Below are 17,974 nucleotides of genomic sequence, written 5' to 3' on the forward strand. Positions count from 1 at the left end.
GCGACGGCTGTCGGCTTTGCGCCCTCGGTGGAGGGTGCACGGGGCCAGCGTAACCGCGCTCCGGCCGGGGTGGACACGGCGTCCCACGGGCCGGACGGCATCCTGTGTGTCGGGGACTCCCGGTACGGCCCGTTCTTGGCTGACACTGTCATGTGTAACGCAAGGTCGGCATCGACCGATAGTGTTCAGCATTGTCGAACAGCGTGAGAGGGATAAGGGGTCGGGCGATGGCGAAGAACATCCAGTCGCTTGAACGGGCGGCGGCCATGCTGCGGCTGCTCGCGGGCGGCGAGCGCCGGCTCGGTCTGTCCGACATCGCGTCCTCGCTGGGGCTCGCCAAGGGCACCGCCCACGGCATCCTGCGCACCCTCCAGGCGGAGGGCTTCGTGGAGCAGGAGGCGGCCTCGGGCCGCTATCAGCTGGGGGCGGAGCTGCTGCGGCTCGGCAACAGCTATCTGGACGTCCACGAGCTGCGCGCGCGGGCCCTCGTCTGGACGGACGACCTGGCGCGGTCCAGCGGCGAGAGCGTCCACCTGGGGGTGCTGCACCAGCGGGGCGTGCTGATCGTGCACCACGTCTTCCGGCCGGACGACAGCCGGCAGGTCCTGGAGGTGGGGGCCATGCAGCCGCTGCACTCCACGGCGCTGGGCAAGGTCCTCTCGGCGTACGACCCGGTGGCGCACAGCGAGGTCCTGGAGGTCGAGCGGGAGGCGTTCACGCCCCGTACGACCACGGAACTCGGGGAGTTCGAGTCGCTGCTGGACATGGTGCGGGCCCGGGGCTGGGCCGCGGACGCGGAGGAGACCTGGGAGGGCGTGGCCTCGGTGGCGGCGCCGATCCACGACCGGCGGCGGATGCCGGTGGGCGCGGTGGCGGTCACGGGGGCCGTGGAGCGGCTGTGCCCGTCCGGGGAGCTGCGCCCCGAGCTGGTGGCGGCGGTACGGGACTGCGCCCGCGCGGTGTCCCGGGATCTGGGGGCCGGGCGCTTCTGAGGCCTTCGGCGCGGTACCCCGCGTACGACCGAACCCGCCGGTAACGATCGCGTTATCGGCGGGTTTTTCATGCCCCGAAGCCTTGACGTGCTGTTAACCCGGGGGCAAAACTTCCGTTCACCGGTCGGCATTGCCGAACACTTAACGGCAATAAGCGCTATGGTGTGGCAGTGCCAAGGGCCGGTAACGCCCTCACACGAGGGCGCGGACCACCGGAGGGACCCGGGGTTCGCCTTCCCCTGGACGAAGGACAAAGGAGTCGCGGGTGTCCAGCTCCGACATCTTCCTCGGCGAGACCATCGGTACCGCCGTTCTCATTCTGCTCGGCGGCGGTGTGTGCGCCGCCGTCACGCTCAAGGGCTCCAAGGCCCGCAACGCGGGCTGGCTCGCGATCACCTTCGGGTGGGGCTTCGCCGTCATGACGGCCGTCTACATGACGGCTTCCCTCTCGGGCGCCCATCTGAACCCCGCCGTCACGGTCGGCATCGCGATCAAGGACGGCGAGTGGGGCAACGTCCCCGTCTACTTCGCGGGCCAGATGCTCGGCGCCATGATCGGCGCGGCGCTGGTCTGGGTGGCCTACTACGGCCAGTTCCAGGCGCACCTCGCCGACCCCGAGGCCTCGGGCCAGAAGCCGATCGAGGGCCCCGGCCCGGTGCTCGGCGTCTTCTCCACCGGCCCCGAGATCCGGAACACCTGGCAGAACCTGGCCACCGAGATCATCGGCACCGTCGTGCTCGTCCTGGCCGTGCTCACCCAGGGCCTCAACGACAGCGGCAAGGGCCTCGGCGTCATAGGCGCCCTGATCACCGCGTTCGTGGTCGTCTCCATCGGCCTCTCGCTCGGCGGCCCGACCGGCTACGCGATCAACCCGGCCCGTGACCTCGGCCCGCGCATCGTGCACGCCCTGCTGCCGCTGAAGCACAAGGGCGGCTCCGACTGGAGCTACGCCTGGATCCCGGTCGCCGGTCCGCTGATCGGTGGAGCCCTCGCCGCGGGTATCTACAACATCGCGTTCGCCTGAGCCGTCCTTCTTCCAGACCTCCCATGGAGCACACCGTGACCGACGCACACACCTCCGGCCCCTTCATCGCCGCGATCGACCAGGGCACCACCTCCTCCCGCTGCATCGTCTTCGACAAGGACGGCCGGATCGTCTCGGTCGACCAGAAGGAGCACGAGCAGATCTTCCCGAAGCCGGGCTGGGTCGAGCACGACGCCGCCGAGATCTGGACCAACGTCCAGGAGGTCGTCGCCGGCGCCCTGACGAAGGGCGGCATCGCCGCCGCGGACGTCAAGGCCATCGGCATCACCAACCAGCGCGAGACCACGCTGCTCTGGGACAAGAACACCGGTGAGCCCGTCCACAACGCCCTCGTCTGGCAGGACACTCGCACCGACGCCCTCTGCAAGGAGCTCGGCCGCAACGTCGGCCAGGACCGCTTCCGCCGCGAGACCGGCCTGCCGCTGGCGAGCTACTTCGCCGGCCCGAAGATCCGCTGGATGCTCGACAACGTCGAGGGCCTGCGCGAGCGCGCCGAGGCCGGCGACATCCTCTTCGGCACCATGGACTCCTGGGTCATCTGGAACCTGACCGGCGGCGCCGACGGCGGCGTGCACGTCACCGACGTCACCAACGCCTCGCGCACCATGCTGATGAACCTCCACACGCTGGCCTGGGACGAGAAGATCGCGGAGTCGATGGGGGTCCCCCTCAACGTCCTCCCCGAGATCCGCTCCTCCGCCGAGGTCTACGGCCACGTCAAGGACGGCGCCCTCGCCGGCGTCCCGGTCGCCTCGGCGCTCGGCGACCAGCAGGCCGCCCTCTTCGGCCAGACCTGTTTCGCCGAGGGCGAGGCCAAGTCCACGTACGGCACCGGCACCTTCATGCTGATGAACACCGGTGACAAGATCATCAACTCCTACAGCGGCCTGCTGACCACGGTCGGCTACCAGATCGGCGACTCCAAGCCGGTCTACGCGCTGGAGGGCTCGATCGCCGTCACCGGCTCCCTGGTGCAGTGGATGCGCGACCAGATGGGCCTGATCAAGTCCGCCGCCGAGATCGAGACCCTCGCGTCCTCGGTCGAGGACAACGGCGGCGCCTACTTCGTGCCGGCCTTCTCCGGACTGTTCGCCCCGTACTGGCGCTCCGACGCCCGCGGTGTGATCGCCGGCCTCACCCGGTACGTCACCAAGGCGCACATCGCCCGCGCCGTCCTGGAGGCGACCGCCTGGCAGACCCGCGAGATCACCGACGCCATGACCAAGGACTCCGGCGTCGAGCTGGCCGCGCTCAAGGTCGACGGCGGCATGACCTCCAACAACCTGCTGATGCAGACCCTCTCGGACTTCCTGGACGCGCCCGTCGTGCGTCCGATGGTCGCCGAGACCACCTGCCTCGGCGCCGCCTACGCCGCCGGCCTGGCCGTCGGCTTCTGGCCGGACACCGACGCGCTGCGCGCCAACTGGCGCCGCGCCGCGGAATGGACCCCTCGCATGGACGCCGGCAGGCGTGACAGCGAGTACAAGAGCTGGCTCAAGGCCGTGGAACGCTCCATGGGCTGGCTCGATGACGCATCCGAGGAGTAAGACATGACCACCCTGCAGAGCGTCCCTGCCCTTGGGACGCACCCGGCGTCCGGCTCCCTCCCGAGCCGCGCCGAGACCCGGGACCAGCTTTCCAAGGCGACGTACGACCTCCTGGTGATCGGCGGCGGCATCCTGGGCATCTCCACCGCCTGGCACGCCGCGCAGTCGGGCCTGCGGGTGGCCCTGGTGGACGCCGGCGACTTCGCCGGCGCCACCTCCTCCGCCTCCTCGAAGCTCCTCCACGGCGGACTGCGCTACCTGCAGACCGGCGCGGTGAAGCTGGTGGCGGAGAACCACTTCGAGCGGCGTGCGGTCTCCCGTCAGGTGGCACCGCACCTCGCCAACCCCCTCACCTTCTACCTGCCCGTCTACAAGGGCGGCCCGCACGGCGCGGCGAAGCTCGGCGCCGGCGTCTTCGCCTACAGCGCCCTCTCGGCCTTCGGCGACGGCGTCGGACACCTGCTCTCCCCCGCCAAGGCCGCGCAGGACGTGCCGGAGCTGCGCACCGACAACCTCAAGGCCGTGGCCGTCTACGGCGACGACCAGATGAACGACGCCCGCATGGCCCTGATGACGGTCCGCGCGGCCGTCGACGCCGGAGCCACCGTCCTCAACCACGCCGAGGTCACCGGGCTGCGCTTCACGCGGGGCCGGGTCACCGGCGCCGAGCTCAAGGACCGCACCAGCGGCGACGAGTTCGGCGTCACCGCCCGCCTCGTGCTCAACGCGACCGGCCCGTGGGTCGACCACCTGCGCAGGATGGAGGACCCGAACGCGGCCCCCTCCATCCGCCTCTCCAAGGGCGCGCACCTGGTCCTCAAGCGGACCTCGCCGTGGAAGGCCGCCCTGGCCACCCCGATCGACAAGTACCGCATCACCTTCGCCCTCCCCTGGGAGGACATGCTGCTCCTCGGCACCACCGACGAGGAGTACGAGGGTGACCCCGGCCAGGTCGAGGTCACCGAGAAGGACACTGCCCAGATCCTGGACGAGGCCGCGTTCTCCATCCGCGACCAGCAGCTGTCCCGCGACCTGATCACCTACGCCTTCGCCGGTCTGCGGGTGCTCCCGGGCGGTCCCGGCGACACCTCCAAGGCCAAGCGCGAGACGGTCGTCACCGAGGGCCGCGGCGGCATGCTGTCGGTGGCCGGCGGCAAGTGGACGACCTTCCGCCACATCGGCCGTACGGTGATGAAGAAGCTGGAGCAGCTGCCCGGGCACCCGCTCGGCGAGGACTACGAGCCGGTGTCGACGCTGCCGAAGCGGCTGCCGCTGCCCGGCATAGCCAACCCGAACGCGGTCGCCCACCGGCTGCTCGTCGACGGTCCGGCGCCCGGCCCCCGGATGGCCGCCGACACCGCCAAGCACCTGGCGACGCACTACGGCTCGCTCTCCTTCGACATCGCGCGGATGGCGAACGAGAACCCGGACCTGGCCCGCCGCATCCACCCGGACGCGCCGGAGATCTGGGCGCAGGTCGCCTACGCCCGCGACCACGAGTGGGCCGAGACGGCGGACGACGTGCTGCGCCGCCGCACGACGCTGACCATCCGCGGTCTCGCGACGGACGAGATCCGCGCCGACGTCGAGAAGATGCTGGACAAGTAGCCGGGACACGTCCGCCGGGCATCGGGGCGGACAGGTCGACGGGTGGCAACTCCCGTACGCACAGGGGCGGTTCCTCTCCGGAGGGCCGCCCCTGCGGCGTGCCACACGCCGTCCACACCGCCGCAACACTCGGCGCGCAGAGTGGAACGCATGAAGTTTCAGGTGCTCTCGATCGTCCACCACTCCCCGCACCCGCTGACCGGCGACATCCTCTCCGCGGCCGACCGGTTGGAGCAGGTCGTCACGCTCGGCGAGACCGCCGAACGGCTCGGCTTCGACGCGTACGCGGTCGGCGAGCGGCACGCGGGCCCGTTCCTCTCCTCCGCCCCCACCGTGCTGCTCGCCGCGCTCGCCGCCCGCACCACCCGGATCAAGCTGCTCACCGGCGTCACCGTGGTCGCGATCCTCGACCCCGTGCGGGTCGCCGAGGACTACGCCACGCTCGACCAGCTCTCCCGGGGACGGCTCGAACTCGTCGTCGGCAAGGGCGCGGAGGCGGGCCACTTCGACCTCTTCGGCCTGGACGAGGAGCGGCAGTGGGACCTCCAGAAGGAGAAGTACGAGCTGCTGCGCCGCCTCTGGACGGAGGAGGGCGTCGACTGGGAGGGCGAGTTCCGGCCCGCGCTGAAGAACGTCACCACGGTTCCCCGCCCGTACGCGGGTCCGCCCCGGATCTGGCACGGTTCGGCCACCAGTCTCAACTCCCCCGAACTCGCGGCGAAGCACGGTGACCCGCTCTTCACCGCCAACGCCATCCAGCCCCGCGAGGCGTACGCGAAGCTCATCGCCCACTACCGCGAGAAGTTCGAGGAGTACGGGCACGACCCCGCCCACGCGCGCGTGGCGGCCGGTTCCGGCGGCCTGCTCATCGCCGACACCGCCGAACAGGCGGTCGCCCGCTACAAGGACCTGTACGAGGCGAAGGTCCGGCAGAGCTTCCGGCCCCACCTGGAGGGGAAGGCCGGGTACAACACCCCGTTCCGCACGATCGAGGACGCCGTCGCGGGCGGTCCCCAGCTGATCGGCTCGCCGCAGCAGATCATCGACAAGATCCTCGGCTACCACGAGCACTACGGACACGACCTGCAGTCCGTCACCGTGGACACCTTCGCCCAGTCGACGGGCGAACAGATCGAGACGCTCCAGCGTTTCGCCGAGGAGATCGCCCCGGTGGTCCGGAGGGAGGCGCCGAGCACGCTCTGGGAGGAGTGACACCGCCGTGTGCGGAGGCGAGTTCCTGGGTAGTCGATCAAGGCCGCACGGGTTTTCGGGGATGTCCGGGGGCTGCGGACGGACCTCCGGAAAGCCGTAAGGTTGGTCCGTACGACAGGAACTTCGAAAAGGAGGCGCTGGGTGATCGAGCTCGAGGGGGTACCCGAGCTGATCGACCCGGTCATGGTGGCCGCGTTCGAAGGCTGGAACGACGCCGGCGACGCCGCCTCCACCGCGGTCGCCCACCTTGACCGGGAATGGAAGGGCGAGGTGTTCGCGGCGCTCGACGCCGAGGACTACTACGACTTCCAGGTCAATCGGCCCACGGTCTTCCTGGAGAACGGCGTCCGGAAGATCACCTGGCCGACGACCCGGCTCTCCGTGGTCCGGGTCGGCGGCGAGAAGCCCCGTGACCTGGTGCTCGTGCGCGGGATCGAGCCCTCGATGCGCTGGCGCTCCTTCTGCAACGAGATCCTCGCCTTCGCCCACGAGCTGGGCGTGGAGATGGTCGTGATCCTGGGCGCGCTGCTCGGGGACACCCCGCACACCCGGCCCGTCCCGGTCAGCGGGGTGACCTCCGACCCGGATCTGGCGCGCACCATGGACCTGGAGGAGACCCGGTACGAGGGGCCGACGGGCATCGTGGGCATCCTCCAGGAGGCGTGCACCCACGCGGGCGTGCCGGCGGTGAGCCTGTGGGCGGCGGTGCCGCACTACGTGTCGCAGCCGCCGAACCCGAAGGCGACGCTGGCGCTCCTCAACCGCCTGGAGGACCTGATCGGGCTGCGCATCCCGCTGGGCGAGCTGCCCGAGGACGCGCGGGCCTGGCAGGTGGGCGTGGACCAGCTGGCCGCGGAGGACAGCGAGGTCGCCGAGTACGTGCAGACGCTTGAGGAGGCCCGGGACACGGCGGAGCTGCCGGAGGCCTCGGGCGAGGCGATCGCCCGCGAGTTCGAGCGGTATCTGCAGCGGCGTGAGCCGGGCACGGGTCCGGGCGGCCCCGGGGTGGCGACGGAGGGCGGCGACTCGGCGTTCCTCCGGGAGACGGGGAGCGGGCGTACGCGGCCGCCGAAGCCGGAACAGCCGGGGCCGGAATCGGTCCCGGGCGCCGAGTCGGTCCCGGGCGCGGAGCCGGCCGGGGAGTCCGGGGAACCGGATGCCGCGGAGGGCTCGGCCGAGCGCCCCGCCGACACCGACGCGGCGCCGGACCCGGACGCGGCGCCGGACGCGGTCACGGAGACGGGCGCGGAGCCGGACACCGACACGGACGGCGGGTCCGAGAAGTAGCGGCTCGTCGTGACGACGACGGAACGGGAGGGGTGCCCAGGGGCGCCCCTCCCGTTCCTCGCTTCACACGGCTCCGCGCATCAGGCGCCGGCTCGTGTCACGCGCAGTCGAACCGGGCCGCCGCCCAGTCCGCGTGGTCGCCGCTCTTGGACCCGTTGGTGTCCGTGATCCGCAGCCGGACGTGCCGGGCTCCGGTCACGTCGACGTTCACGGGCAGGGTCGCGGAGGCCCCGGTGAGCCGGGGCGAGGTCCACAGGACCTTGCCGTCGGCCTCGACGGAGAAGGCCACCTCGCCGTAGCCGTTGATCTCGTCGTCGATGCCGACGTCGGCGGTGAAGGCGGTGCAGCGGCCGCCGAGGTAGACCTCGATGTCGGAGTCGGCGTGGGCGCCGATGCCCTTCTCGTAGGTCTGTCCGGCCAGGGTGAGCGGCCGGCCGTCGGCGGCGCCGGACTCGCCGTTGGAGCGGTCGCGTTCGGGCGGGCCCCAGCCGTTGGTGGAGCGCAGCCAGACGAGGTCGCTCGCCCAGGCGTCGCCGGTCGGCGGCGGGGGCATCACCCCGACCGCGAACCGCTGGGTGGCGGTGCGGTCGGTGCCCGCCGCGCGGTGGCGGGCGGTCGCGGTGAGGGTCGCCTCTCCGGGCTTCGCGTCCGCCGCCGGGGTGACGGTGACCTCGACCCGGCGGGTGGTGCCGGCCGGGATCCGGGTGACCGGGGCGGCCGGGGTGACCTGCCAGCCGGCCGGGGCGGCCAGGGAGACGCGTACGTCCGTGGCGTCCCGGGTGCCCGCGGTGACGTCCACGGCGACGGTGCCGGGTGCTCCGGCGCCGAGCTCCTGCGCCGCGGGGACGGCGAGGGCGGCGGAAGCGCCCCGGACCGCGCCGCCGACGGCGCTGGTGTCGGTCAGCGCCAGCTCGAAGGCGCGGCCGGTGGAGAGGGCGGCGGTCTTGACCCGGACCACTCCCCCGCGGTCGTCGCGGTCGTACCACCAGCCCTGGGCGGCGGCGTCGAAGGCGGCGCGGGAGGTGAGGGCGGGCAGCTTGCGCCCGTCGAGCCGGACGGCGCCGGGGGCGTCGCCGGTGTGGACCGTGAAGGTGTAGGGCCGGGCCGTCGGCTTGCCGGTGTACGAGCCCTTGCTCGCGCCGACGCGGACGGTCACGTCGCCGGGGCCTCCGTTCGGGGCGCGGACCTCGGCGCGCTGGGTGGCGTAGCGGCCGGTGCGGTGCTCGCGGGTGACGCCGTCGTCCTCGTACAGCTCGAAGGAGGAGTCACCCTTGGGGTAGATGTCCCAGGCGATCGGGTCGCCGGGGGCGCGGTCGGTGTACGAGCGGATGTCGCCGGGCCACATCGGGACGGTCGCCCCGGCCCGTACGAAGAGGGGCAGGGTGTCGAGCGGGGCGCTGTAGTCGTCGAGGGTGACGGGGCCCTCGTAGGCGCGTCCGCTCCAGTAGTCGATCCAGGTGCCCTTGGGGAGGTAGATGCCGTCGCGCTCCACCGCGTCCTGGTAGACGGGGGCGACGAGGAAGTCCTCGCCGCTGAGGAACTCGTACTTGGCGGCCTCGGTCGCCGCCTTCGGGTCGTCCGGGTACTCCAGGGCGAGCGGCCGCGCGAGGCCGACGCCGGTCTTCGTGGCCCGGTGGGCGTGGCTGTAGATGTACGGGAGCAGGGCCTCGTGGAGCTTGAGGGAGGCGCGGTTGACGCTGGTGTAGGGCTCGCCGTACCGGAAGGGCTGCTTGTCGCTGGCCGCCCAGCCGTCCATGGTCATCGTGACCGGCAGGAAGGTCTTCCACTGGAGGTCGCGGGTGTACGTCTTGGCGCTGCCGCCGAAGATGCCGTCGACGTCACCGGTGGTGTAGGCGAGGCCGGACATGGAGGCGCCCGCGTAGGTCGGGATCTGCCAGCGGATGTACTCCCAGGTGCCGGACTGGTCGCCGGACCACTGGACGCCGCAGCGCTGGGCGCCGGACCAGCTCTCGGGGGCCCAGGTGAAGCCGCGGGCGTCGCTGTGGGCCTCGATGCCGGCGTGGGCGTCCTTGCAGCCGTCGAGGGCGAACTTGTAGCCGGGGCCGACCCAGGCGACGTCGAGCTTGGCGACCCGCTGGCCGGCCTTGACCTGCTCTTCGAGCTGGTCGATGCCGTCCTCGGTCCAGAGGCCGAGCTTCATGCCGCGCTCGCCGAGCCCGGCGGAGGCCTCGGCGAGGTTCTCGTAGCCGCAGCCGTAGCCGTCGTTGACGAGCATCCAGCCGTTGGGCATGTCGTTCTCGACGTAGCCGTCGGCGACCTTCAGGGCGTCGAGGGTGCGGCGCTCGCCCCGGTTGGCGTTGTGGAGGTAGCAGTCGGCGTCGCCTATCTCCAGGCCGTACACGGGCGGCAGGAAGGGTTTGCCGGTGAGCCGGGTGTACTGGCCGATGACGTCCTTGGCGGCGTCGGCGCCGGTGCCGGCGAAGTAGTAGGCGTCGAAGCGCCGTTCCTTCGCGCTGGTGGTGACGGGCTCGGTGAAGGCGTAGGTGTTCGGGGCGTAGGTGTTGCGGTAGACGCCGTATCCGGCGGAGGAGAGGTAGAAGGGGACGGAGTTGGGGTGGCCGCCGTCGTTCCAGTTGTAGTCGACGCCGACCTCGACGGTCTTGTCGCGGTGGGAGGTGTTGCCGCGCCCGTTCTGCATGCCGGCGCCGTAGAACTGCTCGGTGGCGCCGCGGGCGAGGGTCTGGGTGGTGCGGTCGGCGGTCCAGCTGAGTCCGCGGGCCTCGCTCCAGAGCGGGGTGCCGTCGGCGCGTACGGCGGCGAAGCGGAGCGGTGTCTTGTAGGCGCGCACGGTCACTTCGGCGGTGCTCAGTTCGTAGCGGTCGCCCCGGTCGCGCCAGCGGGTGGCCGGGGGCGGGCCCTGGGGCAGGACGATGTCGCTGCCGGTGGCGTCGGTGAACGTGCCGTCGGGGGCGAGTTCGATGCGGAAGGTGTCGGCGGTGACGAAGCTGACCCTGGCCAGGGTCTGGCCTGCGGTCAGCCGGTAGACGGGGCCGGCGGCGGCGAACCCGGTGAGGTCGCCGACGGTGGTGTCCGGTTCCTGGGCCGCGGTGTCGGCCCGGTCGGCGCGGTCCGTGGGGAGGGCCGACGCGGTGGTGCCGGGTCCCGCGAGGGCCGCGAGGAGCCCGAGGACGGCTCCGGCAAGTGCAACTTTCATGCGTGATGATGATTGCATGGAGGTTATTTAGCGCAGGAACGAGCATTCCCGCCAGGACAAAACGGAACCGCCCTCGGACTTCGGCGAGAAGTCCAAGGGCGGTTGCCTGAAAGAGAGTTGTGCGGTCCTGCTCGTTACAGGGCCACACCGAGCAGTGCGTCGACGGCACGGGAGACGAGACCGGGAGCGGAGTCGTCGGTGCCGCCCTCGGCCGTCTGGAGCGCGGCCCAGCGGTCGACCGCGGCGAGCGCGGCCGGGGCGTCGAGGTCGTCGGAGAGCGCCTCGCGGAGCTCCTCGACGAGCGCGTCGGCGGACGGGCCGTCGGGGCGGGACACGGCGGCGCGCCAGCGGTCGAGGCGCTCCACGGCGTCCTGGAGGACCTGGTCGGTCCACTCCCAGTCGGCGCGGTAGTGGTGGGAGAGGAGCGCGAGCCGGATGGCGGCCGGGTCGACGCCGTCACGGCGGAGCCGCGAGACGAAGACGAGGTTGCCCCGGGACTTGGACATCTTCTCGCCGTCGAGGCCGACCATGCCGGCGTGGACGTACGCCTTGGCCATGGGGAACTCGCCGGTGAGGGTCTGGGCGTGGGAGGCGCCCATCTCGTGGTGCGGGAAGATCAGGTCGGAGCCGCCGCCCTGCACGTCGAAGCCCATGCCGAGGTGGTCGAGGGCGATGGCGACGCACTCGATGTGCCAGCCGGGGCGGCCGGCGCCGAGGCTGCCGCCGTCCCAGCTCGGCTCGCCCTCGCGGGCGGCCATCCAGAGCATCGGGTCGAGCGGGTTCTTCTTGCCGGGGCGCTCGGGGTCGCCGCCGCGCTCGGCGGAGAGGTGGCGCATCAGCTCGGTGTCGTAGTTCGAGACCTTGCCGAAGTGCGGGTCGGCGTCGACGGAGAAGTAGATGTCCCCTTCGAGTTCGTAGGCGGCGCCGGAGTCCCGGAGTCGCTCCACGAGCGGGACGATGCCGGGTATGGCCTCGACCGCGCCGATGTAGTGCTGCGGGGGCAGCATCCGCAGGGCGGTCATGTCCTCGCGGAAGAGGGCGGTCTCGCGCTCGGCGAGTCCGACCCAGTCGACCCCGTCGCGGATCGCGCGCTCCAGGAGCGGGTCGTCCACGTCCGTCACGTTCTGGACGTAGTGCACCTGCCGCTTGGTGTCGAGCCACACGCGCTGCACGAGGTCGAACGCGTTGTAGGTCGCCGCGTGACCCATGTGGGTCGCGTCGTACGGCGTGATGCCGCAGACGTAGATACGGGCGACGGGACCGGGGGCGAGGGTCACTCGTCCGCCGGTCGAGGTGTCGTGGATCCGGAGGTCGCGGCCCTTGCCGGGAAGGGCGGGGACCTCAGAAGCGGGCCAGGCATGCATGACCCGAGCGTAACCGGACAGCTGTTCCGGATACGAACCGGATCCGGGATCTTGACCGATTAGGCACTCTTGCGGGTCGGAGGGGTGCGTGCATACCCCCCAGGGGTGCAGCCCCCTCTTCGGCCCCTTGGCCGAGACTTTTCGGTCTCCGGCAGGGGTACGGCGGTGACCTGGGCCGGAACCCGTGACCTCAGACCGGCGGCCAGGGGATCGCCGGCCACTGCCCCGAGGGCTCCGGGTGCCTGCCGGTGGCCCGCAGCGCCGCCACACGGGCGCGTACCGCCGCCACCTCGGCGCCGGTGAGCAGTTCCGCCAGACGGGCGGCGAGGGGCGCTCCCGCGGCCAGGGAGCGGTCGAGCGCGGCGAGCACCCCGGCCGCCTCGGCGGGCAGCTCCTCGCCCGCCCAGCCCCACAGCAGGGTGCGCAGCTTGTCGTCGACGTGGAAGGTGACGCCGTGGTCGATGCCGTAGAGCCGTCCGTCCGGGGTGGGCAGCAGATGGCCGCCCTTGCGGTCGCTGTTGTTGATGACGGCGTCCAGGACGGCGAGCCGCCGCAGTTCGGGCGTGTCGGCGTGGACGAGCAGCGCGGTGCGGTCCTCGGCGATCTGGGCGGGCCCCACGGCCTTCCAGCCCTCGCCCGCCTCGTCGTCCTCGGTGAGGGCGAGCAGCCGCGCTCCGGGGTCGGCCTCGATCCACAGCTGGACCATGCCCTCCCCGTACGGTCCGTCGCGGAGCACCGTCGGCGGGACCAGGCCCCAGCCGGTGGCCTCGGAGATCTCGTACGCGGCGACCTCGCGCTGGGCGAGGGTGCCGTCGGGGAAGTCCCACAGCGGCTGCTCGCCCGCGACCGGCTTGTAGACGCAGGAGGCTTCCCGTCCCCCGTGGGCGACGGAGCAGTACAGGACGGCGTTGGAGGCCTCGCGGACCTGGCCGCGGACGGTCAGCTCACCGTGGGCGAGCAGCTCGGCGTCGGTCGGCGTCGGGGGGCTGCTGCTCATGCTCCGCGGCGGTATCCGTTCTGGCGCGGGCAGACGTGGCCCTCGGGATCGAGCGGCAGGCTGCACAGCGGGCACGGCGGCCGGCCCGCGTTGACCACGTCCAGGGCCCGCTTGGCGAAGGCGCGCGCCTGGGCGCCGCTGAGGCGGACCCGGAGCATCGGCGGGCCGTTCTCCTCGTCCTGGAGCAGCCGCTCCTCGGCCTCGGCGAGGTCCTCCTCGGAGTCCACGTCGAGTTCGACGAGCGCCTGCGCCTCGACGATCATGCGCTGCTCCTCGCCGTCCCAGGCGAGCGCCATGGTGCCGACCCGGAACTCCTCCTCGACGGGCGCGTCGAGGGGGGCGGTGTCGGCCACCTCGACGGGGGCCACGGCGGGGACGGGAGCGTTGCCCCCGGTGCGGCGGACGACCTCGTCGAGGAGTTCGTCCATGCGCTCGGCGAGGGCGGCCACCTGTGTCTTCTCCAGGGCGACGCTGGTGACCCGGCCGGCGGCGGACGCCTGGAGGAAGAACGTACGGCGGCCAGGCAGCCCGACCGTACCGGCCACGAAACGCTCCGGTGGGTCGTAGAGGAACACCTGACGGGACACGTTTCCCGGCTCCCTTGCGTCTCGACAGTCGTACTACAGCGGCGCGTCCACCCTACTGCGCGAGAGGATCACGGTGCGCCCGCGCCGCCCCCGACCTCAGCCGTCCCACCGCCGTCGGTGTGCTCACGTGGCGCGAATCCGGCGAAGTCCCCGGTGTCGCCGAGGCGGACGAGGAAGGGACGCAGGCGCGTGTAGCGGATGACGGTGACCGAGCAGGGGTCGACGTGGAGGCGCTGGAAGAGGTCCAGGTGGAGGCCGAGGGCGTCCGCCACGATCGACTTGACGATGTCGCCGTGCGAGCACATCACATAGCAGGCGTCCTCGCCGTGCTCGGCCTCGATCCGGGCGTTCCAGTCGTGGACGGCGTCGACGGCGCGGGCCTGCATGGCGCGCATGGACTCGCCGCCGGGGAAGGCCGCGGCGGAGGCGTGCGCCTGGACGACCTCCATCAGGGGTTCGTCGTTCAGTTCGGCCAGCTTCCGGCCGGACCAGTCGCCGTAGTCGCACTCGTTGATCCGGTCCTCGACGTGCAGCGGCAGCTCCGGGCGGGCGTCGAGCAGCGGCCGGATCGTCTGCCGGCAGCGCTGGAGCGGGCTGGAGACGACGGCGGCGAGCGGGATGTCCGCGAGGCGCCCGGGGAGCGCGGCGGCCTGCGCGGCCCCCCGCTCGTCGAGGGAGATCCCGGGTGTGCGTCCGGCGAGGACCCCGGAGGTGTTGGCGGTGGAGCGTCCGTGCCGGACGAGGATCAGCGTGGCCATGCCGGCCAGCCTAGGCGGTGCCCGGCCGTCCCCGTCGTGCCCGGCCGGGGTGGCCGCTGCCGGCCGGATCGGGGTCCGCGGACGGCCCGGACGGATGCACGCGTGCGTGGAGCGCGCGTTCGATGGAGAATACGGCGCGTGATCGTGGACTCTGCCATCTACCGGGACGGGCGCCGTACGGACGGCCCCGCCGACCTCTCCGACGCGCTCGACGAGGCGCGGGCGGCCGGGGACGCCTTTCTCTGGGTGGGTCTGCACGAGCCCACGGAGGCGGAGTTCGACCATGTCGCCTCGGAGTTCGCGCTGCACCCGCTGGCGGTCGAGGACGCCCTCAAGGCCCATCAGCGCCCGAAGCTGGAGGTCTACGACGACTCGCTGTTCGCCGTGCTCAAGCCGATCGTCTACGAGCCGGAGAGCGACCGGGTCTCCTCCGGCGAGCTGATGCTGTTCATGGGCGACTCGTTCGTGGTGACCGTCCGGCACGGCGAGGGCGCGCCCCTCGCGGAGGTCCGCCGGCGGCTGGAGGCCGACCCCGAGGTGCTGAAGCACGGGCCGACGTCGGTGCTGTACGCGGTGAGCGACGCGATCGTGGACCACTACCTCGACGTGGCCGCCGAGCTCCAGGTCGACCTGGAGGAGCTGGAGGCGGACGTCTTCGCGCCCACCGGGGGCAATCCGGCGAACACCGCGGAGCGGATCTACACGGCGAAGCGGCAGGTCCTGGAGTTCCGGCGGGCCAGCGTGCCGCTCGCCGGGCCGATGGCCCGGCTGACGGCCGGTTCGGTGCCGTTCGTGAACGAGCGGTCGCACCCCTTCTTCCGGGACGTCAACGACCATCTGCTGCGCGCCAACGAACAGGTGGAGGGGCTCGACCGGCTCCTGTCCGACGTCCTGTCGGCCCATCTCGCGCAGATGGGGGTGCGGCAGAACGACGACATGCGGAAGATCTCGGCGTGGGCGGCGATGGCCGCGGTCCCCACGATGGTCGCGGGGGTCTACGGCATGAACTTCGACCACATGCCGGAGCTGCACTGGGTGGCGTCGTACCCGGTGGTGATCGCCGTGATGGCGGGCATCGTCCTGGGGCTGTACCGGCTGTTCAAGCGGCGCGGCTGGATGTGACGGCAGGTTCGTGACGGCCGCTTCGTGACGGGCCGGGACGGGACGGCCGGAAGGGGTCGCCCGCCCCGGGTCCCGGGCCCGCCTCAGAAGGCGGGGGCGGGGGTCGCGGGTCCGCCGAGGGCGTCGAGCCGCTCGGGCGTCTTCAGGCTCACCATCCGGTGCCAGCCGGCGAGCCGTTCGTACGCGTACATGCCGCGGATTCCGGCGGCGAGGACGGCCGCCTTGGGGCGGGGCCAGCGCAGGATCCGTCCCATGTGCCCCATCACGGCGAGGCTGACGTCGCGGTAGACCTGGATCTCGACGAGGGCGGAGTCGCGCAGGGTCCGCTGGATGAGCCGGCCGTGGCCCTGGCGGGCGAGGCGGAGCAGTTCCTCGTGGCAGTAGGCGAGGTGGTTCGCCTCGTCGTTGTCGATCATGTGGATGGCCCTGCCGAGTTCGGGGTGGTCCCCGAAGTACGTGACGAGCATGTCCATCTGGTCGGCGGCCCGCTGCTCGGTGACCCTGCTGTGGGCGAGATAGACCACGATGTCCCGCTCGGTCAGGGGCTCGTCGCGGCGCAGCTTGTCGTGCGCGAGGCCGATGCCGCGCTGTTCGAGCAGCATTGTGTAGTCGGTGTCGGGCGGTACGGGGACGGGTTCGAGGCCGCGCTTCTTCATCAACGCGTTGAAGATCCGGCCGTGCTTGTCCTCGTCGGCGCCGTGCCGGGTGATCTTCGGCGTGAGGTCCTTCATACCGGGCGCGACGAGGGCCGCGATCCTGGCGTTCTCCCAGCCGCCCTGGGACTCACCGCTGGCCGCGATGGAGCAGAAGAGCCGGAAGGACTCGTCGTTGTCGATGATTTCCTGGAACAGGCCCTTGGCCGTGAGCATCGCCGCCACCTCCGTGCGCGTTCCGCACTCCGTCCGCCCCCGGACCACGAGTCAAATGCGGTCCGGGGCGAGGGGCAACAGGAGGGCCGGGCGACTCGGCCGAAAGAGTGAGGCCCGGGGGCGTAACCGGGGGGCCTGTGAAGCCGTTGTGCTGCGTGACGGCCGTGGCGGGGAAGACCCCCGAGCCCCCACCACGGCCGCGGAAACCCTTCGGTTCCGTCGACGGCGGAACCGCTACGCGAGGCCCGCCCGCTCGGCCGCCTCCACGCCCGCCCGCAGCGCCGCGAGGCGCTCGTCGAGGGTGAAACCGGCCGGGGCGAGGGTGAGGGTGGTGACCCCGGCCTCCGCGTAGGCCGTCATCCGCTCGGCGATCCGCTCGACGGAGCCGAGCAGGGCGGTCTGGTCGATCAGGCTCTGGGGAACGGCGGCCGCCGCGCCCGCCTTGTCGCCGGCCAGGTACTTGTCCTGGATCTCGGCGGCCTCCTTCTCGTAGCCCATGCGCCGCGCGAGCTGGTTGTAGAAGTTCTGCTTGCGGCTGCCCATGCCGCCGACGTACAGCGCCGTGTACGGGCGGAAGACGTCGGCGAGGGCGTCGACGTCGTCGCCGAGGGCCAGCGGCACGGTGGGACAGACGTCGAAGCCGTCCATCGTCAGACCGGCCTTCTCGCGGCCCGCGCGCAGGTGCCGGAGCGCGGTCTCCTCCAGGTGGGCGGCGGAGGGGAAGATCAGCAGGGCGCCGTCGGCGATCTCGCCGGTCTGCTCCAGGTTCTTGGGTCCGATGGCGGCGATGTAGAGCGGGATGTGCTCGCGCTCCGGGTGGACGGTGAGCTTGATGGGCTTGCCGGGGCCGCCGGGGAGCGGCAGGGTCCAGTGCTCGCCGTCGTAGCTGAGGCGCTCCCGGGTCATCGCCTTGCGGACGATCTCGACGTACTCGCGGGTCCTGGCGAGCGGCTTGTCGAACTTGACGCCGTACCAGCCCTCGGAGACCTGGGGGCCGGAGACGCCGAGGCCGAGGCGGAAACGACCGCCGGTGAGCGAGTCGAGGGTGGCGGCGGTCATCGCCGTCATCGCGGGCTGCCGGGCGGGGATCTGCATGATCGCGGAGCCGACGTCGATCCGTTCGGTCTTCGCCGCGACCCAGGCGAGGACCGTGGGGGCGTCGGAGCCGTAGGCCTCGGCGGCCCAGCAGACGTCGTAGCCGAGGCGGTCCGCCTCCTGGGCGACGGCGAGGTTGTCGCCGTCCATTCCCGCACCCCAGTAGCCGAGGTTGATGCCGAGCCGCATGTCCACGCACCCCTTACCCATCGGTAACGTCCCTGTGGGCCGGACTCTAGCGCGCGGCCGGGGCATCCGTCAGGGCGTGGTTGTCCACAGGCTCTCTCCGCGTGGTGCCCTGGCCAGTAATCTCGCG

The 17,974-nt window shown here is 71.9% G+C and carries 14 protein-coding genes; 7 read left to right on the forward strand and 7 right to left on the reverse strand.

Features of this window, described 5'->3' with window-relative positions; translation table 11 throughout:
* The first annotated feature begins 227 nt into the window (after positions 1-227).
* From ABT129_RS12125 to ABT129_RS12150, 6 genes are all read left to right on the forward strand, one after another.
* On the forward strand, positions 228-992 hold the full coding sequence (locus ABT129_RS12125; RefSeq protein ID WP_351899901.1) for an IclR family transcriptional regulator: 765 nt from the start codon (positions 228-230) through the stop codon (positions 990-992).
* A gap of 265 nt (positions 993-1,257) precedes the next feature.
* Entirely contained in the window at positions 1,258-2,016 is a 759-nt protein-coding gene (locus ABT129_RS12130; protein WP_351899904.1) for an MIP/aquaporin family protein, read from the forward strand.
* Between the two features lie 35 nt (positions 2,017-2,051).
* Positions 2,052-3,584, forward strand: coding sequence for a glycerol kinase GlpK (gene glpK, locus ABT129_RS12135; protein WP_351899906.1), 1,533 nt, complete (start codon positions 2,052-2,054; stop codon positions 3,582-3,584).
* A 3-nt stretch (positions 3,585-3,587) separates the two neighbouring features.
* Positions 3,588-5,192, forward strand: a complete 1,605-nt coding sequence (locus ABT129_RS12140) for a glycerol-3-phosphate dehydrogenase/oxidase (protein WP_351899908.1) — start codon at positions 3,588-3,590, stop codon at positions 5,190-5,192.
* 150 nt (positions 5,193-5,342) lie between these two features.
* Complete coding sequence (locus tag ABT129_RS12145; RefSeq protein WP_351899911.1) at positions 5,343-6,404, forward strand: LLM class flavin-dependent oxidoreductase; 1,062 nt, start codon at positions 5,343-5,345, stop codon at positions 6,402-6,404.
* A 141-nt stretch (positions 6,405-6,545) separates the two neighbouring features.
* Positions 6,546-7,691, forward strand: coding sequence for a PAC2 family protein (locus ABT129_RS12150; RefSeq protein WP_351899912.1), 1,146 nt, complete (start codon positions 6,546-6,548; stop codon positions 7,689-7,691).
* 97 nt (positions 7,692-7,788) lie between these two features.
* Here the strand turns inward: ABT129_RS12150 and ABT129_RS12155 are convergent, their stop codons facing one another.
* The 5 genes from ABT129_RS12155 to ABT129_RS12175 all read right to left on the reverse strand — a co-directional run bounded on the left by ABT129_RS12155 (position 7,789) and on the right by ABT129_RS12175 (position 14,572).
* Positions 7,789-10,884 carry an NPCBM/NEW2 domain-containing protein gene (locus tag ABT129_RS12155; protein ID WP_351899914.1) on the reverse strand — a complete coding sequence of 1,032 codons (3,096 nt, stop codon included), beginning with the start codon at positions 10,882-10,884 and terminating at the stop codon, positions 7,789-7,791.
* Positions 10,885-11,000: 116 nt separating this feature from the next.
* Entirely contained in the window at positions 11,001-12,230 is a 1,230-nt protein-coding gene (mshC, locus tag ABT129_RS12160) for a cysteine--1-D-myo-inosityl 2-amino-2-deoxy-alpha-D-glucopyranoside ligase (RefSeq protein ID WP_351899917.1), read from the reverse strand.
* A gap of 190 nt (positions 12,231-12,420) precedes the next feature.
* Positions 12,421-13,227 (reverse strand): SCO1664 family protein, encoded by an 807-nt coding sequence (locus ABT129_RS12165; protein ID WP_351899919.1) that lies wholly within the window; start codon positions 13,225-13,227, stop codon positions 12,421-12,423.
* Complete coding sequence (locus ABT129_RS12170) at positions 13,224-13,814, reverse strand: DUF3090 domain-containing protein (RefSeq protein WP_351899921.1); 591 nt, start codon at positions 13,812-13,814, stop codon at positions 13,224-13,226. The genes ABT129_RS12165 and ABT129_RS12170 overlap by 4 nt, the downstream gene beginning before the upstream one ends.
* Before the next feature lie 68 nt (positions 13,815-13,882).
* On the reverse strand, positions 13,883-14,572 hold the full coding sequence (locus ABT129_RS12175; RefSeq protein WP_351899924.1) for a histidine phosphatase family protein: 690 nt from the start codon (positions 14,570-14,572) through the stop codon (positions 13,883-13,885).
* 129 nt (positions 14,573-14,701) lie between these two features.
* Here ABT129_RS12175 and ABT129_RS12180 point away from each other — a divergent pair, with 129 nt between their 5' ends.
* Positions 14,702-15,694: a magnesium and cobalt transport protein CorA gene (locus ABT129_RS12180; protein WP_351900131.1), complete on the forward strand. Its 993-nt coding sequence runs from the start codon at positions 14,702-14,704 to the stop codon at positions 15,692-15,694.
* Positions 15,695-15,777: 83 nt separating this feature from the next.
* Here the strand turns inward: ABT129_RS12180 and ABT129_RS12185 are convergent, their stop codons facing one another.
* Complete coding sequence (locus ABT129_RS12185) at positions 15,778-16,563, reverse strand: ferritin-like domain-containing protein (protein WP_351899926.1); 786 nt, start codon at positions 16,561-16,563, stop codon at positions 15,778-15,780.
* Positions 16,564-16,797: 234 nt separating this feature from the next.
* Positions 16,798-17,847 carry an LLM class F420-dependent oxidoreductase gene (locus ABT129_RS12190; RefSeq protein ID WP_351900133.1) on the reverse strand — a complete coding sequence of 350 codons (1,050 nt, stop codon included), beginning with the start codon at positions 17,845-17,847 and terminating at the stop codon, positions 16,798-16,800.
* Positions 17,848-17,974: the final 127 nt, after the last annotated feature.

It is taken from the genome of Streptomyces sp. NPDC002057 (assembly GCF_040296665.1).
GTDB lineage: Bacteria > Actinomycetota > Actinomycetes > Streptomycetales > Streptomycetaceae > Streptomyces.